Source organism: Pseudomonas sp. Pseusp97, assembly GCF_047304025.1.
Classification (GTDB): domain Bacteria; phylum Pseudomonadota; class Gammaproteobacteria; order Pseudomonadales; family Pseudomonadaceae; genus Pseudomonas.
The window spans coordinates 22,770-47,940 of record NZ_JBGLYK010000020.1 but is presented as its reverse complement, the minus strand read 5'-3'; the positions used below and the strand labels follow the sequence as shown (position 1 = coordinate 47,940).

Here is a 25,171-nt window from a genome sequence, read left to right as displayed (position 1 = left end):
CGACGCCGCCATCGCCACCGCCGCCGCGCTGACCGTGGTCGAACCCACCGGCTGCGCCATCGGCGGCGACGCCTTCGCCCTGGTCTGGGTCAAGGACCAGCTGCACGGCCTGGACGCCAGCGGCCACGCGCCCGCCTCCATCTCCATCGACAAGGTCAAGGCCGCAGGCTTCGACAAGATGCCGGTGCACGGCTGGCTGCCGGTCACCGTGCCGGGCATTCCCGCAGCCTGGGCCGAGCTGTCCGCGCGCTTCGGCAAGTTGCCTTTCGCCGACCTGCTGCAACCCGCCATCGCCCTGGCCCGCGACGGTTTCCCGGTCTCCCCGGTGGTCGCCCACCAGTGGGAAATCGCCCGCCGCGAATACCAGGACAGCCGCGCCGCCGTACCGGTGCTGGAGAGCTGGTTCGACACCTTCACCATCGACGGCGAAGCACCGCGCGCCGGGCAGCTGTTCCGCAATCCGGCCCAGGCGAAGACCCTCGCCGAGCTGGCCGAGACGAAGTGCGAAAGCTTCTACCGGGGTGCCATCGCCCAGCGCCTGGCCGCCCACTCCGCCGCCACCGGCGGCGAGCTGAGCAATGCCGACCTGGCCGGCTACAAGCCCAAGTGGGTCGAGCCGATCAAGACCAACTACCGCGGCTATGACGTCTGGGAAATCCCGCCGGCCGGCCAGGGCCTGATCGCCCTGATGACCCTGAACATCCTCCAGGGCTACGACTTCGACCAGCGCGACAGCCAGCTCACCTGGCACCGCCAGCTCGAAGCGATGAAGAAGGCCTATTCCGACGGCCTGCACTACATCACCGATTCGGAGCACATGCGCGTCAGCACTGCCGCGCTGCTCTCCGACGACTACGCCGCCCGCCGCCGCGCCGAGATCGGCGAACGGGCTGCCGAGCCCAAACATGGTGACCCGCACTCCAGCGGCACCGTGTACATCGCCACCGCCGACGGCGAAGGCAACATGGTCTCCTTCATCCAGAGCGCCTACCACGGCTTCGGCTCCGGCGTGGTGCTGCCCGACAGCGGCATCGGCCTGCAGAACCGCGGTTCGGAGTTCAGCCTCGACCCGGCGCACTCCAACGCCCTGGCGCCAGGCAAGAAGACCTTCCACACCATCATCCCCGGCTTCCTCAGCAAGGATGGCGTGGCCGTCGGCCCGTTCGGCGTCATGGGCGGCTACATGCAGCCCCAGGGCCATGTGCAGATAGTGATGAACCTGGTGGACTTCGGTCTCAACCCCCAGGCCGCGCTGGATGCCCCGCGCTGGCAATGGCTGGGCGGCATGAAGGTGGGCATCGAGCAGCACGCCAACCGCGACCTGGCATTCGGGCTGGCGCGGCGAGGGCACGAGGTGGAGATCGCCTGCGACCTGACCGACTACGGACGCGGCCAGATCATCGTCCGCGATCCTGAAACCGGCGTGCTCTGCGGCGGCACCGAGCCCCGTGCGGATTCGCATATCGCGGTGTGCTGACGCCTCGCTTCTCCTCGCCAGCGGCTGCTGGCGAGGAGAAGACTCCCCCTTTATCGCTTCGCGCAGGCGCCGCCTTCCGGCGTCAGGGTGATCTCCACGCGACGATTGGCATTGCGGCCCGCTTCGCTGTCCTCGACGGCAACCGGCTCGCTGGCCCCTGCGCCGCGCACGAGGAAACAGTCATCGGGAATATCGCCCATGCGCTGCATCCAGTCGCGCACGGCCGCCGCGCGATTGCGCGACAGCTCCAGGTTGCGCTGCGGATCGCCAGTGGAATCGCTGTGGCCGGTGATGACGATCAGCCAGCCGGGTTGCGCCTTGATGTGGATCAGGCTGTTCACCAGCACCTTGGTCGAGTCCGGCCTGAGCTCAGCCTTGCCGGGCGGGAACAGCAACTGGCCGTCCAGGCGAATCGGCGCGATGGACGCAGCAGGCGCCTGCGCTTCCGGGGCCGCCCCGAAAACCGCTGGCAGCGGCTCTCCGCCAAGGCTTTTCGTCCCTTGCCACCAGTGGCCGTGCGCCAAGATCAACAGGCCGGTCAAAGCCATCAGCACACCCAGCAGAAGCAGCCAGGCCCAGAGAGGACGGCGCTTGCGCGCTAACGTCTGCTCAATCGGCGGCTCGGCACTATCCAATCTCAACACGACCACCGCAGGCGCCTCGCTGCGCGGCTTGCGCGCGGTCCGGCGACGAGGCGTGGAGACCGGCGGTTGGGCCGTTGCGGCCCCAGGGTTCGGCGTAGCCGTTGTGGCTTCCTCGTCCGCCGCCACTAGCGGTGCCACCGCGGCTTCGGCAGGTGCAGCCTCCGGGGCCAGGCGTCTGAGCAAGCCCAGCAGCTGACTGCGCAAAGCCTGCAATGGAAGCAAGGGTTCAGGCTCATGGCGCGCCAGCAGTTGCGCCAGCCGCTTGAGCTGATCGTCTACGCGCAGCAGCTCGGGCAGGTCACCATGTTGGCGGCGAAGGCGAAAGAGGCATTGGTCCAGAGGTACTTGTCGTGGTCCGGCCCCTTGACGCTTTCAACGTAATTGAAGCTGCGCACCGGCACCGTATCGGGGCCGTAAGGCAAGCGCCCCAGTACTCGCGGCATGGTCAGACCGATGTAGCGGGCGTCATCGGAATCGCGGAAGGATTTCCACTTCAGGTATTCGGCGCGATCGAAGTAGTTGCCGATGTCCTTGATCGCGGCTACTTCCTCCATCGTTTCCTTACCGAAGAAGGCCGGCCCGACAGCGCCAATGAACGGCATGTGGGCTGCGGCGGCGACCTTGGAGATATTGCGCAGCAGGGCGATATCCCGCGGGCCGCGACCAAATTCGTAGTTGGAAATGGCCGCCGCGATGGGCTCGCCGCCGGGGGTGTCGTACTCCTGCGTGTAGGTATGGAGGTACAGACCGCTCTGGGCGATCTCCGGAGCGTCCTCGAAATCCTGCACCAGGTGGTCCTTGCTGATGTCCAGCAATTCGATGCGTACATTGCGGCGAAGTCGGTCTGGTCGATCAGCGACTTCACGCCGCGCCAGGTGGATTCGACTCGCTGGAAATCCGGGTGGTGCATGATCGCATCCAACTGGCGACTGATCTGCTCGTCCAGTTGGGCGATATGTTCGTCCAGCAACGTCTTGTCGAGGCGCTCGACCTTCTGCGAGGAGCGCTTGAGCAGGTCAAGGAAAACACTGACGGCAGCGGTGACGCGCTCGTCAGCGGAGACATCCGACAGTGCATCGGTGCTCTGATAGACCTCGATGCCGGTCAGCGATGAGACCGGGCTCAGGTTGATCTTGTCGAACAGTGCGGCGTAAACGCCTTGTCCATCGCGAGTGAGTACGGTGTTGCCGGCAGCCGGTACGGCATTGGTTTCCACGGACATGTCGTCTCTCCTTAGTGTGCTGCGTCGTCGTGCGGAGCCAATGCGGCCAGCTCGGCCCGCAGTTCATCGCTGAGTGCATCGTTCTTGAGGATGCGCTCCAGCTCCCGCCGGAAAGTGACGTTGTCCAGAAGGTTCGACTTGAGGTCGCGCAGGAGGTTGCGCATGGCCAGCAGCGCACGTAGCTCCGGGAGCTGGCGGGCCACCTGCTCGGGCTCGAAGTCCTTCATGTGGCGGAAGGTGAGCTCGACACTGGTATCGGCCCCGTCTTCAACCAGCGTATTGGGCACAGCCAATTTCAGGCTGGGTTGAAATTCGCTCAGTACGTTATTGAAGTTGTTCTTGTTGATATCGACCTTACCGCGCTCCGACAACGGACGGTTTTCCCGCCCATTGCTGTAGTCGCCCATCATCAGCAGCTTCAGTGGCAACTCGACTTTCTTTTGCGCGCCACCAGTGTGCAGATCAAGTTTTATATTGACCCGAGCCTTGGGAACTTCATTCTGAAAACTATCAGACGCCATGATTACCCTGCCTTACAGTCCCTTTGTTGATGCAAGAACACACCGCGAACGTATTGAAATTCGCTCGAAGCATGCGACGAATTGGGAAATATTATTTACGCCAACCTTCTGCCCTATCTAACTCGGCGCTTCTATAAGAATTTTCTGATGCAGCTGGTTTTCTGAATTCATACAGGCGACGTTCGTGGCGAAAACAGTTCAAGCCTGCCATGTACTTTTCGCAATTCAACCCTAATCAATAGGTTTAACTACATTCAGGAAACGCCCTACAAACCTCAATCAGAATTCTCTTAAAATAATTCGACATTCAAACTTCCTACAGAAACGTTGCCGCAAGAAAATTCAGAATTGTTCATTTTTTAATCAACCATCCGCTCTAGCGGTATTGCAGGATTACCGACTGCCATCTCGATCGCTTCCTCCAATTGGGGCGACTCACACCGGCGAGTCGTTCTCACGCTAGGCAGAGCAAGGCGGTGTGAAGCCAGGTAATTGCTGGTGTTCTGTCGCTGCCATTCGTCTTTGTAAGGGAAAAGAATGCCCCGTCATCCCTAAGGAATACGTCAAAATGACTGCCATCCCACCCCTGGCCCCCAGCCTCAACCTGCGCCCGCTGATGTTCGAAACATTCGTCTGCACGGTGGCGGTGATGTCCTTCGTCGCGCTGATCGGACCGGTAGCCCGTACTCTGGGCTTGGCTCCCTGGCAGGCGGGGATGACGGTGACGGTCGGCGGCGTCGCCTGGATGGTCATGGCGCGGGTCTGGGGCATCGCCAGCGACCGCCTCGGTCGCCGCCGCGTGCTGCTCAGCGGCCTGGCCGGCTTCGCGATGACCTATGCCCTGCTCTGTGCCTTCATGGCGTTGGCGCTGGATGCAGCCATGTCGCCACTCCCTGCATTCATCGGGATTGTCGTGCTGCGTGGCCTGGCGGGCGGCTTCTACGCCGCCGTGCCGGCCTGTTCGGCGGCGCTGGTGGCGGACCATGTGGGCGCGGATAAGCGCGCCTCGGCGATGGCCGGGCTCGGCGCGGCCAGTGCCGTGGGCATGGTGGTCGGCCCCAGCTTCGCCGGGCTGCTGGCCATGCTTGGGCTGGCCTTGCCACTGCTGCTCACCTGCCTGCTGCCGCTGGTGGCGCTAGGCGTGCTGTGGAAATGGCTGCCGCACCACGAGCGCGCGCACGAACGCAAGGGTCCGACGCTGGCGATCAGCGACAGGCGCCTGCGCCGCTCGCTGACCCTTGGCTTCATCGCGATGGTTTGCGTGACTGTGGCACAGATGACCGTGGGCTTCTTCGCCCTCGACCGCCTGCGACTTCCCCCAGCCGATGCCGCGCGCGTCGCCGGTATCGCGCTCACCTCGGTGGGCGCGGCGCTGATCTGTGCACAGATGCTGGTGCGCAAGTTGAACTGGACGCCGTCGCGCCTGATAGGCGTGGGCGGCACGGTCTCCGCGCTGGGCTTCGCCACGGTGTGCTTGGCCGTCGCTCCCTGGATGCTCTATGCCTCCTGCTTCGTCGCCGCCGCCGGCATGGGCTGGGTCTTCCCTGCCGTCTCGGCCCTCAACGCCAACGCCGTAGAGGCTGACGAGCAAGGAGCCGCCGCCGGCAGCCTGGTCGCCGTGCATGGTCTGGGCATGATCAGCGGCCCGTTGCTGGGCACCCTGCTGCACCAGATGGACAGCCGCGCCCCCTATGCCCTGGTCGCCGCGCTGCTCCTGTTCGGCGTCGCCTGGACAGTGCTGCCGCGCAAAGGCGCCGCCTTCTGAGGACCGCAGCCGGGAGCCGAACGGCTGCATATTCCGGTAGATGAAAAAGCCCCGCGACGCGGGGCCTTCTCATTCAGGCCAGGCGGATCACATCGAGTACTTCACCGTGAACATCAGGTTGCGCGGCTCGCCATAGTTCAGGTTGCCGAAGCTGATGCCGCTGTAATAGTACTTGTCGAAGATGTTGTTGAAGTTCACCCGGGTATCGATGTTCTCGCTGACCTTGTAGCCGAGCATGGCGTTGGTCACCGTGTAGCCGCCCTGCTGGAAGCCGGTGCTGGTGTCCTCGGTCTGGCTCTGGGTCACCAGGTTGCCGCCCACGCGCCATTTGTGCAGTTCGCCCGGCAGGGTATAGCTGGTGGCGAGCTTGAACAGGTGGCGCGGCTTGCTCGGGTCGAAGGGCTTGCCGACGTTGTCCTCGTTGCTGTCGTGCTTGTACTTGGCGTCGACGTATGTGTAGCCCGCCATGGCCTGCCAGTTCTCGGTCATCGCACCGCTGACTTCCATGTCCACGCCCTGGCTGCGGACCTTGCCCGAAGCGCGCGAGCAGTAGATCGCTGTCGGCGAACTGGGGCACGGCGAGGGGCCGCTGGTGTCGTCGGTCGCGCGGTTTTCCTGGTCGATCTGGAACAGCGCCAGCTGGGTATTGAGCGTACCGCCGAAGTGCTCGCCCTTCAGGCCGATCTCGTAGTTCTTGCCGGTGATCGGGTCGAGCAGGCTGCCGCTGGAGTCGAAGTTGCTCTGCGGCTTGAAGATGTCGGTGTAACTGGCATAGACCGAGTAGACCTCGTTCAGGTCGTAGACCACGCCAGCGTAGCGGGTGACGTTGCGGGTGACCTTCTGGGTGCCGGTGTCGTTGTGCGGGTCGGCCTCGTACCAGTCCAGGCGGCCACCGAGAATGACCTTGAGCGGATCGGCGACGTTCAGGCGGGTGGTGACATAGGCGCCCTTCTGCTCCTGGTCGAGCTTCATGTTCCAGAGGCTCATGTCGATGTTCGGCTTCTGCACCGAGCCCGGGTCCCACTTGGTCGGGTCGAATGGGGTCACTGGCGAGCCATCGTTGTAGGTCAGGTCTCCCCAGCCACCGTGGCCATCGAAGCGCTCTTCCCGGTAGCTGCCGCCGAATACCAGTTCGTGCTCGCGGCCGAAGGCCTGGAACGGGCCGTTGGCGAAGGCGTCGTAGCTCTGGTGGTCGTCGGTGTAGGCGTACTGGCCGGGCCCCTGGATCATGGTCGGGCAGCCTTCGGTGTAGTAGCAGCTGTTGTACAGGCCGAGCATGTCGATGCGCGCCCACAGTTTGTCGGCGGCCACCTTCATTTGCCATCCGTTGTCGAAGCGGTGCACCACGTCACCGAACAGGTGGGTGGTGGTGGTATCCCAGTAGGACCAGTCGGCGCCGTAGTAGTCGGAGCGCTTGAGGTCCAGGTGACGGCCGCCCAGCGGCGCCGGCAGGCCCACCCAGTTGTCGTTCTTGTTGTCGTTCTGGTAGGACGCGCCCAGGGTCAGGGTGGTGTCCGGGTTCAGGTCGGCTTCGGTGATGCCGTAGAGCACGCCGCGCTCGCCGCTGACCACGTCCTGGAAGCTGTCGCGGGTTTCGTAGGCGGCCACCGCGCGGCCGCGCAGGGTGCCTTCGCTGTTCAGCGGTCCGGACACGTCGACCTGGCTGCGGTAGCGGTCCCAGGTGCCGGCGCTGCCTTCCAGGCTCATGTGGAAGTCCTGGGTCGGGCGCTTGCGCACCATGTTGACGGCGGCGGCCGGGTTGCCCGCGCCCTGCATCAGGCCGGTGGCGCCGCGGACCACTTCGACGCGGTCGAACATCGCCAGGTCCGCGGCGGAAATCACGTCCTGGGTGTAGGTGGAGATGCTGGTGGCGAGGCCGTCGTACATGATGTTGTCGACGTCGAATCCGCGCGCGGCGTAGCTCACGCGTGCGGGGCCATATTGCTGGACGGTCATGCCGGTGACGCCGCGGATCGCGTCGTCGAGGTCCTGCATGTTCTGGTCTTCCATCTGCTGGCGGGTGACCACGCTGACCGACTGCGGCGTCTCGCGCACGGTCATGTTCAGCTTGGTGGAGGTCTGCATCACACCGGTGGTGTAGGAACCGGTGCCTTCGGTGGTGCCGGGCGCCACGCTGGCGGCGCCGACGATCTCGGTGGCGCCCAGGTCGACACTGTCATTGCCCGCGGTGCCGCTGATCTGCGCGCTGTTGCCGCTGACCGTGCCCTGCAGGCCGCTGTCCGCCAGCAAACGATCGAGTGCCTCGCGCGGCTCCATGTTGCCCTTGATGGCCGGCGCACCGACCTTGGCGGCCTGGGCACGGTCATAGGAAATCCGCAGCCCGGTCGCAGACTGCAGTTGCTCCAGGGAAGCGGCCAGGGGCTGCTTGGGCAGGTCTATGGCGACCGGCGCGGCGACTGCGGAGAGAGCAAAGGTGGAGAGACTGAGCAGGAGAGCGCCCGAGGCTACGTCTTTCATCTGCTGGAAGGATCCTTGCTGCGAGGTTTGCGCTCTGGCGGCGCAATGACTCGGGTTGGCGAATGCCGGCGTAGTGGGCACCGACGGGGAGCCAAAGTGTATGCAGATGTAAATTACTTGTAAATGCGAATACGTCTTACTAACCAGAAGAGCGGCAGACTGAGCTCCGGTCAGCCAAGCGGTTAAGCGTGATCATCGCGGACGGAGTCCGCTCCTACGCCTGGCTTGAGCGCGTCTCCAGCATGAACTCGATGAACGCCCGCACTCGCGACGGCACATGGCGCGCATGGGGGTAGATCAGCAGGAAAGGACGAGTCGTCTGGCCATAGTCCTTCAACACTTCCACTAGCTCACCCCGCTCCAGCTCTTCCTGCACGGTGAAGCGATAGGCCTGCATCAACCCGCCGCCGCACTTGGCCAGGGTCGCGGTGGCCAGGTAGTCCTCCAGTACCGTGAAGCTGCCGGAAGTCTCGATTTCCACCGGCTTGCCGTTGACGCGGAAGGTCCAGGGTACGCGCCGGCCGGTGCTGGGCAGTTCGAACTGGATGCATTCGTGCCCGGCGAGATCGTCCGGCGTCTGCGGCGTGCCGGCACGCGCCAGGTACTCGGGCGTGGCGACTACCACGTTCTCCGCCTCCTCCAGGCGCCGCGCCACCAGACTGGAATCCGCCGGGTCGCGGCCGCGGATTGCCAGGTCGTAGCCCTCATTGGCGAAGTCGATGTTGCGGTTGCTCACGTGCACCTCCACCTGCACCTGCGGATAGCGCCTGCGGAACTCCGGCAGCCGCGGGAACAGCCGGTAATGTGCGTACGGCGTGGGCACGCTGATGCGCAGGCGCCCGGAGGCGATGCTCTGGCCGCCGCTCACCGCGCGCTCGGCATCCACCAGTTGGGTCAGCGCCTGTCGGCATTGCTCGAAGTAACTGCGGCCGTCATCGGTCAGGCGCATCTGCCGCGTGGTGCGGACGAACAGGCGCACGCCCAGGCGCTCTTCCAGCCGGGCCACCGAGCGGCTCACCGCGGCCGGCGTGATGCCCGCCTCGTTGGCGGCGGCGGTGAAGCTGGCGGTCTCCGCAGCCAGGCAGAACAGCTCGATGCTGCCCAGTTGCAGGTCGTCGAAATGGCGGGTCATGGCATAGGTGGATTGATTACATGAGGTATCAATTCAAATGCCATCCGCCTCATTTTTCAATGGCTGAATGCAGCCTAGATTGGCCTCCAGGACGCGGGCACACCGCCCCGCCACACTCTCGGAGATAACCATGAGCAAGACCGTCATCGTTACCGGCGCCTCCAGCGGCCTCGGCTTCGCCATCGCCCGCGCCTACCTCGAGCGCGGCTACAACGTGGTCGGCAACGCCCGTACCCAGGCCCGCCTGGACGAAGCCGCCGCCAAGCTGGGCAACCCGCACAACTTCCTCGCAGTGGCCGGCGACATCGCCAGGCCGGACACCGCCAAACGCCTGTTCGCCCAGGCCATCGAGGCCTTCGGCCGGGTGGATATCCTGATCAACAACGCCGGCATCTTCATCGCCAAGCCAATCGGTGATTACACCGACGAAGACCTCGAAGCCATTGTCGACACCAACCTCAAGGGCTTCTTCTATCCGGCCCAGGCCGCCGCGCAGCACATGGCTGCCAACGGCTCGGGGCACATCATCAGTATCACCGCCTCCATCGCCCTGCAGCCCAACGTGAAGGTCCCGGCGCTGCTGCCGATCCTGATCAAGGGCGGCCTGAACAGCGCGGTGCGCGGACTCGCCCTGGAGCTGGCATCGTCCCACGTGCAGGTCAACGCCGTGGCGCCGGGGATCATCGCGACCCCGCTGCATCCCGATGACGAAGGCACCCGCGCCTTCCTGCGCGGCCTGTCGCCCAGCGGCGCGATCGGCGATCCGCAGGACATCGTCGACGCAGTGCTATACCTCACCGACTCGACCTTCGTCAGCGGCGCCATCCTCAATGTCGACGGTGGCTCCACCACTGGCGTCTGGTAATCCCACCCTATCCCCAACGGAGAACTGCCATGCCATATGTGAACATCCAGGTCACCGACGAAGGCGTCACCGCCGACGAACGCCGCCAGCTCATCGAAGGCGTCACTGAACTGCTGGAGCGCGTCCTGCGCAAACCGCCCGCGAGCACCTTCGTGGTGATCCAGGAAATCCCCACCGACAGCTGGGGCGTGGGTGGCGAGACGGTCAAGGCGCTGCGTGCCAGGGAGAAGGCCGGGACCTGACGCAGCGGGCACGCCGGGGGTTCGCCAGAGCTCTCGGCGCTTGCCATGCACCAAGCTGGTGCTGATAGGATCGGGAGCCTACCCGTTACCTTCGACACCAGAGGCATGGAATGCTCGCCGCGCTCAAGCGTTATCCGCTACAGGTCAACCTGCTGCTAGCCGGTACCTTCCTGCTTACCCTGGGCCGGGCCATTACCCTGCCCTTCCTGGTTATCTATCTCTCTACCCAGTTCGCCCTGCCCGTCAGCCGCATCGGCCTGATCCTCGGCGGCGCGCTGTTCGGGGGCTCGCTGCTGAGCCTCTACGGCGGCTTCCTGATCGATCGCCTGCCCGGCTTCCGCCTGATCCTCGGCTTCGGCACCTGCTTCGTCGCCGCCTTCGCCGGCATGTTGCTGAGCACGCAGCTCTGGCTGTTCTTCCTGTTCCTGCTGGGGTTCAACTTCGCCTATTCGGTCACCGACGTGGTGGTGAAGACCATCTTCGGCCGCCTGCTTCCGGCCGGTGAGCAAGGCCGCGCGTTCTCCATCCGCTATACGCTGATCAACCTCGCCTACGCCATCGGCCCGTTCATCGGCGCCGCGCTGGCGCACTGGGGCCAGCACCTGCCCTTCGTGCTCTCGGCGTGCCTGGGCGCGCTGTTCCTGCTGGCTTTCGCGCGCTATGGCGACCGCGGCATGCGCCCGGCCGAAGGCGTGGCGCCGCCCTCGTTCATCGCAGTGATGGGTGTGCTGGCGAAGGACCACCGGCTGATGTATTTCACCATCGGCGGCGTGCTCACCGCCGTGGTGTTCGGTCAGTTCTCCGCCTACCTCTCGCAGTACCTGGTGGCCACCGGCACGGCGGAGCGCGCCTACCAAGTAATCCAGACCCTGCTCGGGGTCAACGCGGTAACGGTGATCGCGCTGCAGTACCTGCTGGGCAAGCGCATCGGCAACGAGCACCTGCAGCGCTGGCTGATCGTCGGCCTGGGCCTGTTCGTGCTGGGCATCGTCGGCTTCGGTCTGTCGCAAAGCCTCGTGCACTGGGGGCTGGCGATGGTGGTATTCACCCTGGGCGAGATCATCGTGATCCCCGCCGAGTACATGTTCATCGACCGCATCGCCCCACCCCACCTGCGCGGCGTGTACTACGGCACGCAGAACCTGGCCAACCTCGGCGGCGCCTTCGGGCCGATCCTGGTAGGCGGCTTCCTCACCCTGTTCGCGCCGCACTGGGTGTTCGTCATGCTTGGCGCCTTCATCGTCGGCGGCGGGGTGTTCTACGTGCTCGGTTCGAACCTGAGCCGGCGTATGGCCCGCGAGGCTTGACCTCAAGTCCACTTGAACCGGGATGCTGGCGCCCTCGACTCATTCGAAGGAACCTGCCATGCCGCTTTCCCCCCTGCTCGCCTCCCTCGCCATCGGCGTCGGCGCCACCCTGCTGATGGATGGCTGGACCATCCTGCGCAAGCGTCTGCTGGGTGTGCCCTCGCTGGATTACGCACTGGTCGGCCGCTGGGTCGGCCACATGCCGCACGGGCAATTCCGCCACGCCGCCATCGGCAAGGCTGCGCCGGTTACCGGTGAACGCGCGCTGGGCTGGGTGATCCACTACCTCACCGGGATCTGCTTCGCCCTCGCCCTGATCACGCTAGCCGGCAGCGACTGGCTGTGCCGACCGACCCTGCTGCCAGCGCTGCTCTTCGGCGTGGTGACCGTGGCTATGCCCTTCCTGTTGATGCAGCCGGCATTCGGCCTGGGCATCGCCGCGGCGAAGAGCGCCAACCCGGCCAAGGCGCGGGTGCACAGCCTGATCACCCACGGGGTTTTCGGCCTGGGCCTTTTCCTGGTGGCGAAGCTGCTCGTGCCCCTGACCTGCGCCGGCTGATCCCCCGCCATCAGGGCTACCCTTGCTGCACACCCGAGCGCAGGAGCCGATCCGCAACTCTGCATGATTGCCGCTCTGAAACAGCGCCTGGTGGTTGCCGAGCTCCTGCGCGAGCTGGCGCCGCTGATCGCCAACGAAGACCTCAACCGCCGCCTGCGCTGCGCCGCCCGCCAATTGCTGCGTGATGCCGATGCGCTGGAAGAGATCTGTCAGGAGCTGGCGTCCTCGCACCATTGAGCCCGACCAGCCCCTGCAGGTTTGCATCGGAATGAAAAAGCCCCGCTGACGCAGGGCTTTTTGCTGTTGCAGGAGCGAGCTTGCTCGCGAACAGATGCCCAGGCGGCTCCAGCGTTGGGCGGTTCGCGAGCAAGCTCGCTCCTACACCGCTCCTGCACCGCTCCTGCACCGCTCCTACAGGTCCCGCGCTCAGGCGTGCTGCGCACCCGCCCGCTTGAGCAGTTGCCTGCAACGCTCGGACAGGTGCACCACCCGCAGGTGCTTGCCGGCCTTGCTGTAGCGCTCGCGCAGGGTCATCAGTGCGGCGATGGCGGAGTAATCGACGAAGCTAAGGTGCGCGCAGTCCAGGGTGACCTGCTGCGGATCGCCCGCCGGGTCGAACTGGTTGAGGAAGGCCGTGGTGGAAGCGAAGAACAGCGTGCCGTGGACGCGGTACAGCTTGCTGCCATCGGCCTGGTCATGGATATCCGCGTACAGCTCGCGGGCGTGCTTCCAGGCGAAGTCCAGCGCGGCCACGACGATGCCGCAGAACACCGCCACGGCGAGGTCCGTCGCCACGGTGATGGCGGTCACCGCGATGATCACCAGCACATCGCTGCGCGGCACCTTGGTGATGACTCGCAGCGAAGCCCAGGCGAAGGTCTGCTGGGACACCACGAACATCACGCCCACCAGCGCCGCCAGCGGGATGCGTTCGATCAGCGGCGAGAGGAACAGCACGAAGAGCAGGATCATCAGCCCGGCGACCACGCCGGAAAGCCGGCCGCGGCCACCGGAGCTGAGGTTGATCACCGTCTGCCCGATCATCGCGCAGCCGCCCATGCCGCCGAATGCCCCGGAGACCATGTTGGCCGCACCCAGCGCCACGCATTCGCGGTCCGGGAAGCCACGGGTCTCGGTAATCTCGTCGGTGAGGTTGAGCGTCAGCAGGGTTTCCAGGATGCCGACCATGGCCATCAGGAAGGCGTAAGGCGCAATGATCCGCAGGGTATCCAGGTTGAAGGGAATGTCCGGCCAGGAGAACTGCGGCAGGCCGCCGGCGATGTGCGCCATGTCGCCCAGGGTGCGGGTCGGCAAGCCGAGCAGGTAGACCAGCAGGCCCACGCCGAGGATCGCCACCAGCGCCGGCGGAACCGCGCGGGTCAGTTTCGGCAGCAGATAGACCACCGCCATGGTCAGTGCCACCAGCCCCAGCATCAGGTACAGCGGGTTGCCGCTGAGCCAGTGTCCGCCGTCCTTGAAGTGCTCCAGCTGGGCTAGGGCAATGACGATGGCCAGCCCGTTGACGAAGCCCAGCATCACCGGGTGCGGCACCATGCGCACCAGCTTGCCCAGGCGCAGCAGGCCGAACAGGATCATCACCACCCCGCCCAGCAACACGGTGGCCAGCAGGTACTGCACGCCGTGCTGCACGACCAGCGCGACTATCACTACCGCCATCGAACCGGCGGCGCCGGAGACCATGCCGGGACGCCCGCCGAACAGCGCGGTGAGGGTGCAGAGGATGAAGGCGCCATACAGGCCCATCAGCGGGTTGAGGTGGGCGACCAGGGCGAAGGCGATGCACTCGGGCACCAGCGCAAAGGACGTGGTGAGTCCGGCCAGGACATCGGCACGCAGGCGGGCGGGTTTCATTCTGCTACTCGGAAGCGGGGATCACGAAGGGCCGGCAATGGTACGGAAAACCGCCCCGCCCGGCCACCCGCCGCTCGCGCACCGCGCCTCAGGGCTGGGGCTGAGCCAAGGCGCCGTTGAGGAACAGTTGCTCCAGCACGTGGGCAGAACTGGAGCTGGCCGCGCGGCCATAACGCTCGGCATCGACCATGCCGTAGAGCATCGAGAGGAAGAGTTCGGTGAACACCGCGGCGGTGATGTCGATGCGCAGCACGCCGCTCTGCTGGCCGCGCAGGAAGAAGGCGTCAACCGCCTCGGTGTAGTAACCCCAACGCTCCGTCATCACCTCCATGTCGTGCTGCTCGGCGCGGTACTGGAACAGCAGGAAGTTGAGCATGTCGCGGTGCCGCAGGTGCTCGGCGATCAGCCGGCGCAGCGCCTCCAGCGGCTCAGCCTGCTGCAGCCCGGAGGCTTCGAGTATCTGCCGGATCACCACGTGGCCATAGTCCTCCAGCATCGCCATCAGCCCGTCGCGGGTGCCGCAGAAGCGGTGCAGCGTCGCCTTGCTCACCCCCGCCGATTCCGCCAGCTCCTTCAGCGTCGCCCGAGGGCGGTCGACGATGGCAACGGCCAGCGCCTTGAGCAGACGTTCATCGTGGGGAGAGAGAGTCATTCGGGGGGCCTCTTGTCGGGTGGCGGATCGTCTCATTGTGCAGAAAAGGACCTCTGCTTTGAAAGGTCATGTCACATTTTATACGCCACAGAATCAAATGAGACATTATTGACTCATTTTAAGTTTCAAAGGATCATGCGCACCTTTCCAGATAGACAGACCCCGGGTGAAACATGGGCAGGTTGCGTGCAGTAGGGACAATCAGTGCGTTGGTGGCAGCGCTGGCGCTGGCGGGTTGCGGACAATCCGGCGAGCCACAGGCGGCAGCGGAAGTCGCGCGCCCGGTGGATGTGGTAGCGGTCGCGACCGAACCTCTCACCCTGACCTCGGAGTTGCCGGGGCGTATCGAACCGATGCGCGTCGCCGAGGTGCGGGCGCGAGTGGCAGGCATCGTGGTGCAGAAGCGCTTCGAGGAAGGTGCCGACGTGAAGGCCGGCGACCTGCTGTTCCAGATCGACCCGGCGCCGCTCAAGGCCGCCGTGTCCCGCGCCGAAGGTGAACTGGCGCGCGCCCAGGCCGCGCAGCAGGAAGCCCAGGCGCGGGTGAAGCGCTACGAGCCGCTGGTGAAGATCGAAGCGGTCAGCCAGCAGGACTTCGACACCGCCACCGCCGACCTGCGCAGCGCCCAGGCCTCGGTGCGCTCGGCCCAGGCGGACCTGGAAACCGCACGCCTCAACCTGGGTTATGCCTCGGTCAAGGCGCCGATTTCCGGACGCATCGGCCGCGCGCTGGTGACCGAAGGCGCGCTGGTCGGCCAGGGCGACGCCACGCTGATGGCGCGCATCCAGCAGCTCGACCCGATCTACGCCGACTTCACCCAGCCGGTGGCCGACGCCCTGCGCCTGCGAGAGGCGCTGCAAAGCGGCAACCTCCCCGCCGGCCAGAGCCAGGCCCTGAGCCTGCGCGTCGAAGGCACCGAGTACGAGCGAAAAGGCGAATTGCTGTTCACCGACATCTCGGTGGACCGCGGCACTGGCCAGGTCTCGCTGCGCGGCAAGTTCGACAACGCCGACGGCCTGCTGCTGCCGGGCATGTACGTACGCGTCACCGCCCCGCAGGGCACCGACGCCAAGGCCATTCTCGTGCCGCAACGCGCCGTGCAACGCGCCACCGATGGCACCGCCCACGTACTGGTGATCGGCGCCGACAGCCGCGTCGAGACCCGCCAGGTGCAGACCGGCGCCATGCAGGGCTCGCGCTGGCAGATCAGCCAGGGCCTGGCCAGCGGCGACCAGGTCATAGTCGGCGGCCTCACCGGCCTGCAGCCGGGCGCCAAGGTCGAAGCCCGTCAAGCCCAGAAGCAACAGCAGCAACAGCAGGCGTCGCGCCAGTAAGGCGAAGGTCGCCGCGAGGAATCCCCATGTCACTGTTCTTCATCAAGCGCCCCAACTTCGCGTGGGTGGTGGCGCTGTTCATTTCCCTGGCCGGCCTGCTGGCCATCCCGCTGCTGCCGGTGGCCCAGTACCCCAGCGTGGCGCCGCCGCAGATCACCGTCACCGCCACCTACCCCGGCGCCTCCGCGCAGGTGCTGGTGGATTCGGTCACCAGCGTGATCGAGGAGGAGCTCAACGGCGCCAAGGGCCTGCTCTACTTCGAATCCACCAGCAACTCCAACGGCATGGCCGAAGTGGTGGTCACCTTCCAGCCCGGCACCAACCCGGAACTGGCCCAGGTGGACGTGCAGAACCGCCTGAAGAAGGCCGAGGCGCGCATGCCCCAGGCCGTGCTCACCCAGGGGCTGGAGGTCGAGCAGACCAGCGCCGGCTTCCTGCTGATCTATGCGCTCAGCTACAAGGAAGGATCCGAGCGCACCGACACTACGGCCCTGGGCGACTACGCCGCGCGCAACATCAACAACGAGCTGCGCCGCGTGCAAGGCGTCGGCAAGCTGCAGTTCTTCTCCTCCGAAGCCGCCATGCGGGTGTGGATCGACCCGCAGAAACTGGTCGGCTACGGCCTGTCCATCGATGACGTGGGCAACGCCATTCGCGGGCAGAACGTGCAGGTTCCGGCCGGCAGCTTCGGCGCCTCCCCCGGCAGCGCCGAGCAGGAGCTGACCGCCACCCTCGCCGTGAAAGGCACCCTGGACGACCCGGCGGAGTTCGGCCGCATCGTCCTGCGCGCCAATCCGGACGGTTCCACCGTCAAGCTGGCTGACGTGGCGCGCCTGGAAGTGGGCAGCGAGAGCTACAACTTCACCGCGCGCCTGGACGGCAAGCCCACCGTGGCCGGCGCCATCCAGCTCTCCCCCGGCGCCAACGCGCTGCAGACCGCCGCGCTGGTGAAGGAACGCCTGGCCGAGCTGTCGGTGAACTTCCCCGCCGACGTCGAGTACTCGGTGCCCTACGACACCTCGCGCTTCGTCGACGTGGCCATCGAGAAGGTGATCCACACCCTGCTCGAAGCCATGGTGCTGGTATTCCTGGTGATGTTCCTGTTCCTGCAGAACGTGCGCTACACCCTGATCCCGGCCATCGTGGTGCCGGTGTGCCTGCTCGGCACGCTGACGATGATGTACCTGCTGGGCTTCTCGGTGAACATGATGACCATGTTCGGCATGGTGCTGGCCATCGGCATCCTGGTGGACGACGCCATCGTGGTGGTGGAGAACGTCGAGCGGATCATGGCCGAGGAAGGCCTCTCCCCGCCCGCTGCCACGGTCAAGGCGATGGGCCAGGTCTCCGGCGCGATCATCGGCATCACCCTGGTGCTGTCGGCGGTGTTCATGCCGCTGGCGTTCATGGCCGGTTCCGTGGGCGTGATCTACCAGCAGTTCTCCCTGTCGCTGGCAGTGTCGATCCTGTTCTCCGGCTTCCTCGCCCTGACCTTCACCCCGGCGCTGTGCGCGACGCTGCTCAAGCCGATCCCCGAAGGTCATCACGAGAAGCGCGGCTTCTTCGGCGCCTTCAACCGCGGCTTCAACCGCCTGACCGAGCGCTACACCCTGCTCAATACCGCGCTGGTGAAGCGCGCCGGACGCTACATGCTGATCTACGCCGGCATCGTCGCCCTGCTCGGCTACAGCTACCTGCGCCTGCCGGAATCCTTCGTACCGGTGGAAGACCAGGGCTACATGATCGTCGACATCCAGCTGCCGCCCGGCGCCACCCGCGCGCGCGCCGACGTCACCGGCCAGGAGCTGGAGCAGTTCCTCAAGTCCCGCGAGGCCGTGGCGTCGTCCTTCCTGGTGATGGGCTTCAGCTTCTCCGGCATGGGCGAGAACGCCGCGCTGGCCTTCCCGACCCTGAAGGACTGGTCTGTGCGCGACAAATCGCAGTCGGCCGAAGCGGAAACCGCCGCGATCAACGAACACTTCGCCGGTATCAGCGATGGCGCGATCATGGCCGTGACCCCGCCGCCGATCGATGGCCTGGGCAACTCCGGCGGCTTCTCGCTGCGCCTGCAGGACCGCGCCGGCCTCGGCCGCGAGGCGCTGCTGGCCGCCCGCGACCAGCTGCTCGGCCAGGCCAATGGCAACCCGAAGATCCTCTACGCCATGATGGAAGGTCTCGCCGAGGCACCCCAGCTGCGCCTGGAGATTGACCGCGAGAAGGCGCGCACCCTGGGCGTCAGCTTCGAGTCCATCAGCAGCGCGCTGTCCACCGCGTTCGGCTCCTCGGTGATCAACGACTTCGCCAACGCCGGCCGCCAGCAACGCGTGGTGGTGCAGGCCGAACAGGGCGACCGGATGACCCCGGAAGCCGTGCTCAAGCTCTACGTGCCCAACAGCGCCGGCGAGCTGGTACCGCTGTCCGCCTTCGTCAGCACCCGCTGGGAAGAAGGCCCGGTGCAGCTGGCGCGCTACAACGGCTACCCGTCGATCCGCATCTCCGGCGACGCCGCGCCCGGCGTCAGCACCGGCGAAGCCATGGCCGAGATGCAGCGTCTGGTAAGCGAGCTGCCGGCCGGCATCGGCTACGAATGGACCGGCCTCTCCTACCAGGAAAAGGTCGCGAGCGGCCAGGCCACCCAACTGTTCGCCCTGGCGATCCTGGTGGTGTTCCTGCTGCTGGTGGCGCTCTACGAGAGCTGGGCGATCCCGCTGTCGGTGATGCTCATCGTGCCCATCGGCGCCCTTGGCGCGGTGCTCGCGGTGACGGTCACCGGGCTGCCCAACGACGTGTACTTCAAGGTCGGCCTGATCACCATCATCGGCCTGGCGGCGAAGAACGCGATCCTCATCGTCGAGTTCGCCAAGGAGCTCTGGGAGCAGGGCCACAGCCTGCGTGACGCCGCGATCCAGGCCGCGCGCCTGCGCTTCCGCCCGATCATCATGACCTCCATGGCCTTCATCCTCGGCGTGGTGCCGCTGGTGATCGCCAGTGGCGCTGGCGCCGCCAGCCAGCGCGCCATCGGCACCGGGGTGATCGGCGGGATGCTCAGCGCCACGCTGCTCGGGGTGATCTTCGTGCCCATCTGCTTCGTCTGGCTGCTGTCGCTGCTGCGTCGCCAGCCCAAACCTGCGCATCAACCCACGGAGGCCGCGCAATGACCACCCTGCGCAAACCCGCCTTTGCCGCCAGCGCCCCGCTGCTGGCGATGATTCCGCTCTTGTGGATAGCCGGCTGCTCCATGGCCCCCACCTACGAGCGCCCCGAGGCACCGGTAGCACAGAGCTGGAGCGGCCCCGCCGCCCAGCCCGGCGCCGCGGCCAGCAACCTCGACTGGCAGAGCTTCATCGTCGACAGCGAACTGCGCGAGCTGGTGAACGTCGCCCTGGACAACAACCGCTCGCTGCGCCAGACCCTGCTGGACATCGAACAGGCCCGCGCGCAGTACCGCATCCAGCGCGCCGACCGCGTGCCCGGCCTGAGCGGCGCCGCCAACGGCAATCGCCAGCGGCTGCCGGCGGACCCGTCCAACAGCGGCAGCTCGGCGGTGAGCAGCAGTTACCAGGTCGGCCTGTCGCTGCCCGAATATGAGCTGGACCTGTTCGGCCGGGTGAAGAGCCTGACCGATGCCGCGCTGGAGCAGTACCTCTCCACCCAGGAAGCCGCCCGCAGTGCGCGCATCGCATTGATCGCCGAAGTCAGTCAGGCGTACCTCACCTACGACGGTGCGCAGCGCCGCCTGCAACTGACCGAGCAGACCCTGGCCAGCCGCGAGGATTCGCTGGGCCTTATCAGCCAGCGGCGCAGCGCCGGTGCTGCCACCGCGCTGGACTATCAGGAAGCCCTGGGGCTGGTCGAACAGTCCCGCGCGGAGCTGGAAAGCAATGCGCGGCAGAAGCAGCAGGCGCTTAACGCGCTGGTACTGCTGCTCGGTACTGCCGATGCGGCCAGGCGCATCCCGCAGGTGCCGCAGGACAAACCGATGCTGATCCAGGACATCGCGCCCGGCACGCCGTCGGAGCTGATCGAGCGGCGCCCGGACATCCTCGCCGCCGAGCACGTGCTCAAGGCGCGCAACGCCGACATCGGCGCGGCCCGCGCGGCGTTCTTCCCGCGCATCAGCCTGACCGGCAGCTTCGGCACCTCCAGTGCGGAAATGTCCGGGTTGTTCGACGGCGGCTCGCGTTCCTGGAGCTTCGTGCCGACCCTGTCGTTGCCGATCTTCGATGCCGGCCGCAACAGCGCCAACCTCGATCTCGCCAAGGTGCGCAAGGACTCGGCGGTGGCCGCCTACGAAGGCACCATCCAGACCGCGTTCCGCGAAGTGGCCGACGCACTCGCGGCGACCGATACCCTGCGCCGCGAGGAAGCCGCGCGCCGGGCCCTGGCCAACACCACCAACGAAACCCTGAAGCTGGCCAAGGCGCGTTACGAAGGCGGCGTCGACAGCCACCTGCGCTACCTCGACGCGCAGCGCAGCAACTTCGTCAACGAGTCGGCCTACATCGAGACCAGCACCCAGCGGCAGATCGCCCTGGTGGACCTGTTCCGCGCGCTGGGCGGCGGGTGGAGAGCGCTCTAACCAGTCCTCTGCCGGCTGATGGCAATCGCGGACGGAGTCCGCTCCTACGCCGGCCGGATACGTAGGAGCGGACTCCGTCCGCGATGATTCCGGCGCCGTCGGCAGGGAGTTCCGTGTTGCTCTCGTAGGAGCGGATCTTATCCGCGATCCGCCGGCAAAGCCGGCACCCGACACGCCGGTCGAAATGGCGCCGCCGTGGGGACTTCGCGGACAAGGTCCGCTCCTACGGGCAGCCCAGCCGCGTAGGGCGCATAACCCGGAACGGGTTATCCGCCGCAATGGCACCCAGCACCGAGCCCGCGCAGGGGGATCAGCCGCCGAACACCGGCCGGAAGAAGCTGCGCTCGTAGCTGAGGATGCAGCGGGTCTCTTCGGCATAACGGAACGCGGCCTGGCACTCGGGATCGTCCATGGACTGCTGCCGGTAGCGCTCGTAATCGGCAAGGCTGGGGAAGGTGAACATCGCCAGGGCAATGTTGCTGGCCCCTTCCGAAGGCAGGAAGTAACCGTGGTGCTGGCCGCCGAAGCGCTCCACCAGCGGGATCCACAACCGGCCGTAATGTTCGAATTCCTTGAGCTTGTACGGGTCCAGCACGTAGCGCAGGTAACAGGTGACCATCTTGCCGACTCTCTTCTTCCGTTGAATGGGACGGCCACTCTACCCAATCCTCGCGGGAACACATAAACCCGTCGCATGGGCACCGCTCTTCGTAGGAGCGAGCTTGCTCGCGAACCAGACCTCCCGGCGACTACGGCGTGAAGCGTTTCGCGAGCACGGCCCTCGGCCCTGTAGGTCCAGCCTGCCTCCTATCACCCCGATACCGTCGCCAGCCCGTTAGACTGACCACACCTTCCTATCCACCGGGGCACCATATCCCTTTCGACGAGCGTCGGCGCAAAGCCGGCGCGGAGCACCAAGGCATGTACTTCGATATCTTCCTCGACCTCTTCGCGGCGCTTGGCTTCGGCGCGCTGATCGGCATGGAGCGCCAGTGGCGCCAGCGCTTCACCGGCGTCGCCACCCACGGTCTGGTCGCCCTCGGCGCGGCCACCTTCGCCACCCTGCCCTTCCTCATGGGCGCCGAGGACCAGGTGGTGCGCATGTCCGCCCAGGTGGTCACCGGCATCGGCTTCCTCGGTGCCGGCGTGATCATGCGCGACGGCCTCAGCGTGCGCGGCCTGAGCACGGCAGCCACGGTCTGGTGCACCGGCGCGGTGGGCGTTCTGGCGGGCAGCGGGTTCCTCGCGGCGGCGCTGGTCGCCACCCTGCTGATCGTGCTGTGCAACCTCACCCTGCCCTCCGTGACCCGCTGGATCCAGCGCCACGCGCCCATCGAGCCAAGCAGCGAGCGTTACTACACGGTCCAGGCTGTCACCGAGGCCCATCAGGAAGCGCTCGTGCGCTCCACCCTGCTGCGCCGCCTGAGCGCCAACGGGCTCGCCCTGCAGAGCCTGGAAAGCCATGCGCGCAAGACCGGTGGGGAAGTAGAAGTCGCAGCCCTGGTACTCGCCCCCAGCGACAAGGACAGCCTGCTGGAATCCCTGGTTGGCGAACTGGCCCTGGCACCCTATGTGTCGGCCACCAGTTGGTCGGTCAGCGATGGGCCGCAGTAAGCATCACGCAATGAAAAGGGAGCCTGCGGGCTCCCTTTTTCGTCTCGCCTAGCGTCAGGCGAAGACGAAATACTTGCGCACCGTCTCGACCACTTCCCAGGTGCCCTTCATGCCCGGCTCGATGACAAACACGTCGCCGGCGCGCAGGTGGACCGGCTGCTCGCCTTCCGGGGTGATCACGCAGTAGCCGTCGAGGAAATGGCAGTACTCCCACTTCTCGTAGTTCACCTCGAATTTGCCGGGGGTGCAGATCCAGGTGCCCATGATCTTGCTGCCGTCCGCCGACAGGTAGGCGTTGAGGTTGACGGTGTGCGGGTCGCCGCCGATGCGCTTCCACTTGGTGGCGTCCAGCACGGGGGTCGGACAGGTGTCGCGCAATACGGTAATGAAGTCGGACATGACAGCTCCAGTCGTTCCGGTGAAGGTCCGCCACCCTAGCCACGAACCGCCGCCGGCAGTTGCCTGGATTCGACATCGGTATGTCTGGCAGCGCTGCCCGTCCGTTTCTCATCCTCTGCTGACAGATTTGTCATCCGCCGCTCACGCCGCCGTTATCCGCGCTCCCACACGATGCCCGTGGCCCTCGCCACACCTGGGCGAAAACAACAACAGCAGGCGGTAACCAGCCGTCCTGCCCTTGGGAGCACATCCATGTATCGCACGCATCGCACGGATCGAAAGTACCGACGCAAATTCCCGCTGGCGGCTTCGCTGCTGGCACTGGGGGTCGCTTCGCCGACCGTCTTCGCCGAGGCAAAAACCGACGACAAGGCCGAAGGTTTCCTCGAAGGCGCCAGCCTGGAAATCCTCAACCGCAACCTCTACTTCAACCGCGACGCCCGCAACGGCCAGTCCGCGCCGCCGCGCGGCAACGGCTACTCGGAAGTCTGGGCCCAGGGGATCATCGGCAAGTTCGAATCCGGCTTCACCCAGGGCACCGTCGGCGTGGGCGTCGATGCCTTCGCCATGCTCGGCTTCCAGCTCGACACCGGTGACGGTCGCAACGGCGCCGGCAGCTCGGTGGACGTACTGCCCACGGACAACGACGGGCGCACCGAGAGCGACTACGCCAAGGCCGGCGGCGCGGCCAAGGTGCGCCTGTGGGACACGGTGCTGAAGCTCGGCGACGTGTTCCCGGAAACCCCCGTGGTGCACTACGGCGACTCGCGCCTGCTGCCCGAATCCTTCCGTGGCTTCACCCTGCAGAACACCAGCCTCCAGGGCCTGACCCTGCAAGGCGGCCGCCTGCATTCCATGAGCCAGCCGCAATCGCGGCAGATGGACGACGGCTTCGCCACCTTCTACGCCGGCCCGGTGGACTCGGCCTGGCTCGCCTACGGCGGCGGCGACTACGCCATCAACGACAACGCCAGCGTCAGTCTCTACAGCAGCCGCCTGAAGGACGCCTGGAACCAGTACTACTTCGGCACCGCGCTGAACTTCCCGCTCAGCGAAGCCGTGGAGCTGTTCGGCGGTTTCAACTACTACAAGTCGCAGGACGAGGGGCGCGAGCTGCTCGGCGAGTTCAATACCAACATCTGGAGCGCCAGCGCCGGTGTGCACTTCGGCGCCCACCGTATCGCCGTCAGCCACCAGCGCAACAACGGCAACAACGACTTCGACTACCTGCGCCAGGCCGACTCGATCTACCTGGACAACTCCATCCAGTACAGCGACTTCAACTCGCCGAAGGAGCGCTCCTGGATGGTCCGCTACGACCTCGACATGGCGACCTACGGCGTGCCGGGCCTGAGCTTCATGACCCGCTACGCCCGCGGTACCGACGCCGACTACTCCAACGCCAACGCCGTGTACATGCGCACGGATGACAACGGTGACCCGCTCACGGACCAGAAGCGCTGGGAGCGCGACGTCGAGGCCAGGTACGTGTTCCAGGAGGGCCAGCTGAAGGACCTTTCCCTGCGCGTGCGCCAGGCAACGACCCGCGCCACCGCCTTCGAATCGGACCTGGACGAAGTGCGGCTGATCGTCGAATACCCGCTGGCGATTCTCTGAGGTCCTGCGCCTGGCGGGCGAATGACGGAATTGTCAGCTGCGCCTCAGCCTCCCGTTAGGCGCGCCTGCGTATAACGGAAGCCATCACCGCCCCCCAAGGCTTCTGGTGATGATTTTCCCGCAGCACTGCTCCTCTCCCTGGCGCTCCACGTGCCCTTTGGGGGGAGAGGAACTCTCGGCGCCCGACTGGGCGCCTTTTTTTTTGCGCGTCGAAAAGCTCTCCCTGCCATTTCCTCGGAGCTGGACTGTAGGACCGAGGGGGACGCCTAGTCCTTGCTCGCGAACCGCTCTCCACCGCCCTACCCGGCAAGCGCACTTGCAGATTGGCCAGGCGGCGTTCCGCAAGCTTGCGATGCCCATGCTGTCGGTGCAGCGGAATCGATGGGTATCGCTTCGCTCCACACCATCCTACGTTCGTGCTTCGCCGTGATTTTGATGTGGCTGGAGGCTTTGATCGCGGACGGAGTCCGCTCCTACGGGGCAGGCAGCTGTGCCAGGCGATTCGCGAGCAAGCTCGCTCCTACGAAAAGCACGCGGAATTCAAGCTGGACTGCAGGACAGAGGGGGGCGCCTAGTCCTTGCTCGCGAACCGCACTCTACCGCCCTAGCCGGCGAGCGGATTCGCTGGGTGGGTTGGGCGGCGTTCCGCAAACTTGCGATGCCCATGATTCTGGTGCAGCGGAATCGATGGGTATCGCTTCGCTCCACGCCATCCTACGTTCGTGCTTCGCCGTGATTTTGATGTGGCTGGAGGCTCTGATCGCGGTCGGAGGCCGCTCCTACGGGGCAGGCAGCTGTGCCAGGCGATTCGCGAGCAAGCTCGCTCCTACGAAAAGCACGCGGAACTTCAAGCCGGACCTGTAGGAGCGAGCTTGCTCGCGAACCGCACTCT

20 protein-coding genes and 1 pseudogene are annotated in these 25,171 nt (G+C 65.8%); 12 read left to right on the top strand and 9 right to left on the bottom strand.

All coding sequences use genetic code 11. The features are described from left to right. Positions 1 to 1,477 (top strand): gamma-glutamyltransferase family protein (locus tag ACCC94_RS06590; RefSeq protein WP_413348535.1); only part of this gene is annotated, 1,477 nt, incomplete at its 5' end. Positions 1,478 to 1,527: 50 nt separating this feature from the next. Here ACCC94_RS06590 and ACCC94_RS06585 read toward each other — a convergent pair. The 3 genes and pseudogenes from ACCC94_RS06585 to tssB form a co-directional block, all read right to left on the bottom strand. Continuing rightward, a complete protein-coding gene (locus ACCC94_RS06585; RefSeq protein WP_413348534.1) occupies positions 1,528 to 2,343 on the bottom strand; it encodes an OmpA family protein in 816 nt (271 codons plus the stop codon). Between the two features lie 77 nt (positions 2,344 to 2,420). Further along, a pseudogene (tssC, locus tag ACCC94_RS06580) lies at positions 2,421 to 3,343 on the bottom strand (type VI secretion system contractile sheath large subunit); the annotation flags it as partial. An 11-nt stretch (positions 3,344 to 3,354) separates the two neighbouring features. Then, positions 3,355 to 3,864 carry a type VI secretion system contractile sheath small subunit gene (gene tssB, locus ACCC94_RS06575; protein WP_413348533.1) on the bottom strand — a complete coding sequence of 170 codons (510 nt, stop codon included), beginning with the start codon at positions 3,862 to 3,864 and terminating at the stop codon, positions 3,355 to 3,357. 568 nt (positions 3,865 to 4,432) lie between these two features. On the opposite strand from tssB, the gene ACCC94_RS06570 reads away from it, so the two are divergent. After that, the gene (locus ACCC94_RS06570) at positions 4,433 to 5,629 is read left to right on the top strand and encodes an MFS transporter (protein ID WP_413348532.1); all 1,197 of its coding nucleotides are present in this window, start codon (positions 4,433 to 4,435) and stop codon (positions 5,627 to 5,629) included. Between the two features lie 87 nt (positions 5,630 to 5,716). Here ACCC94_RS06570 and ACCC94_RS06565 read toward each other — a convergent pair whose 3' ends face one another. Then, a complete protein-coding gene (locus tag ACCC94_RS06565; RefSeq protein WP_413348531.1) occupies positions 5,717 to 8,107 on the bottom strand; it encodes a TonB-dependent siderophore receptor in 2,391 nt (796 codons plus the stop codon). A 214-nt stretch (positions 8,108 to 8,321) separates the two neighbouring features. Continuing rightward, positions 8,322 to 9,239 carry a LysR family transcriptional regulator gene (locus ACCC94_RS06560; RefSeq protein ID WP_413348530.1) on the bottom strand — a complete coding sequence of 306 codons (918 nt, stop codon included), beginning with the start codon at positions 9,237 to 9,239 and terminating at the stop codon, positions 8,322 to 8,324. A gap of 130 nt (positions 9,240 to 9,369) precedes the next feature. Here ACCC94_RS06560 and ACCC94_RS06555 point away from each other — a divergent pair, with 130 nt between their 5' ends. The 5 genes from ACCC94_RS06555 to ACCC94_RS06535 all read left to right on the top strand — a co-directional run bounded on the left by ACCC94_RS06555 (position 9,370) and on the right by ACCC94_RS06535 (position 12,449). Beyond that, positions 9,370 to 10,104, top strand: a complete 735-nt coding sequence (locus ACCC94_RS06555) for an SDR family NAD(P)-dependent oxidoreductase (protein WP_413348529.1) — start codon at positions 9,370 to 9,372, stop codon at positions 10,102 to 10,104. Between the two features lie 29 nt (positions 10,105 to 10,133). Continuing rightward, positions 10,134 to 10,346, top strand: a complete 213-nt coding sequence (locus tag ACCC94_RS06550; protein WP_413348528.1) for a tautomerase family protein — start codon at positions 10,134 to 10,136, stop codon at positions 10,344 to 10,346. A 110-nt stretch (positions 10,347 to 10,456) separates the two neighbouring features. After that, complete coding sequence (locus ACCC94_RS06545; RefSeq protein WP_413348527.1) at positions 10,457 to 11,653, top strand: MFS transporter; 1,197 nt, start codon at positions 10,457 to 10,459, stop codon at positions 11,651 to 11,653. A gap of 58 nt (positions 11,654 to 11,711) precedes the next feature. After that, a complete protein-coding gene (locus ACCC94_RS06540; RefSeq protein WP_413348526.1) occupies positions 11,712 to 12,212 on the top strand; it encodes a DUF2938 domain-containing protein in 501 nt (166 codons plus the stop codon). A 63-nt stretch (positions 12,213 to 12,275) separates the two neighbouring features. Beyond that, positions 12,276 to 12,449, top strand: a complete 174-nt coding sequence (locus tag ACCC94_RS06535) for a hypothetical protein (RefSeq protein ID WP_413348525.1) — start codon at positions 12,276 to 12,278, stop codon at positions 12,447 to 12,449. Positions 12,450 to 12,638: 189 nt separating this feature from the next. Here the strand turns inward: ACCC94_RS06535 and ACCC94_RS06530 are convergent, their stop codons facing one another. Together ACCC94_RS06530 and ACCC94_RS06525 are read right to left on the bottom strand one after the other, a co-directional pair. After that, a complete protein-coding gene (locus ACCC94_RS06530) occupies positions 12,639 to 14,084 on the bottom strand; it encodes a SulP family inorganic anion transporter (protein WP_413348524.1) in 1,446 nt (481 codons plus the stop codon). An 88-nt stretch (positions 14,085 to 14,172) separates the two neighbouring features. Beyond that, a complete protein-coding gene (locus ACCC94_RS06525) occupies positions 14,173 to 14,736 on the bottom strand; it encodes a TetR/AcrR family transcriptional regulator (RefSeq protein WP_413348523.1) in 564 nt (187 codons plus the stop codon). Between the two features lie 173 nt (positions 14,737 to 14,909). On the opposite strand from ACCC94_RS06525, the gene ACCC94_RS06520 reads away from it, so the two are divergent. The 3 genes from ACCC94_RS06520 to ACCC94_RS06510 are packed head-to-tail and all read left to right on the top strand — an operon-like array spanning position 14,910 to position 20,649. Further along, positions 14,910 to 16,070, top strand: a complete 1,161-nt coding sequence (locus ACCC94_RS06520) for a MexC family multidrug efflux RND transporter periplasmic adaptor subunit (RefSeq protein ID WP_413348522.1) — start codon at positions 14,910 to 14,912, stop codon at positions 16,068 to 16,070. 26 nt (positions 16,071 to 16,096) lie between these two features. Beyond that, a complete protein-coding gene (locus ACCC94_RS06515; protein ID WP_413348521.1) occupies positions 16,097 to 19,228 on the top strand; it encodes a multidrug efflux RND transporter permease subunit in 3,132 nt (1,043 codons plus the stop codon). 5 nt (positions 19,229 to 19,233) lie between these two features. Continuing rightward, positions 19,234 to 20,649, top strand: coding sequence for an efflux transporter outer membrane subunit (locus ACCC94_RS06510; protein ID WP_413348536.1), 1,416 nt, complete (start codon positions 19,234 to 19,236; stop codon positions 20,647 to 20,649). 310 nt (positions 20,650 to 20,959) lie between these two features. Here the strand turns inward: ACCC94_RS06510 and ACCC94_RS06505 are convergent, their stop codons facing one another. Next, positions 20,960 to 21,268: an NIPSNAP family protein gene (locus ACCC94_RS06505; RefSeq protein ID WP_413348520.1), complete on the bottom strand. Its 309-nt coding sequence runs from the start codon at positions 21,266 to 21,268 to the stop codon at positions 20,960 to 20,962. A 302-nt stretch (positions 21,269 to 21,570) separates the two neighbouring features. Between ACCC94_RS06505 and ACCC94_RS06500 the strand changes: the two genes are divergently transcribed. Beyond that, positions 21,571 to 22,263, top strand: coding sequence for an MgtC/SapB family protein (locus tag ACCC94_RS06500; protein ID WP_413348519.1), 693 nt, complete (start codon positions 21,571 to 21,573; stop codon positions 22,261 to 22,263). A gap of 54 nt (positions 22,264 to 22,317) precedes the next feature. Here the strand turns inward: ACCC94_RS06500 and ACCC94_RS06495 are convergent, their stop codons facing one another. Continuing rightward, positions 22,318 to 22,662 (bottom strand): cupin domain-containing protein, encoded by a 345-nt coding sequence (locus ACCC94_RS06495; RefSeq protein WP_081517039.1) that lies wholly within the window; start codon positions 22,660 to 22,662, stop codon positions 22,318 to 22,320. A gap of 252 nt (positions 22,663 to 22,914) precedes the next feature. Between ACCC94_RS06495 and ACCC94_RS06490 the strand changes: the two genes are divergently transcribed. Continuing rightward, positions 22,915 to 24,279 carry an OprD family porin gene (locus tag ACCC94_RS06490; RefSeq protein ID WP_413348518.1) on the top strand — a complete coding sequence of 455 codons (1,365 nt, stop codon included), beginning with the start codon at positions 22,915 to 22,917 and terminating at the stop codon, positions 24,277 to 24,279. Positions 24,280 to 25,171 lie beyond the last annotated feature (892 nt).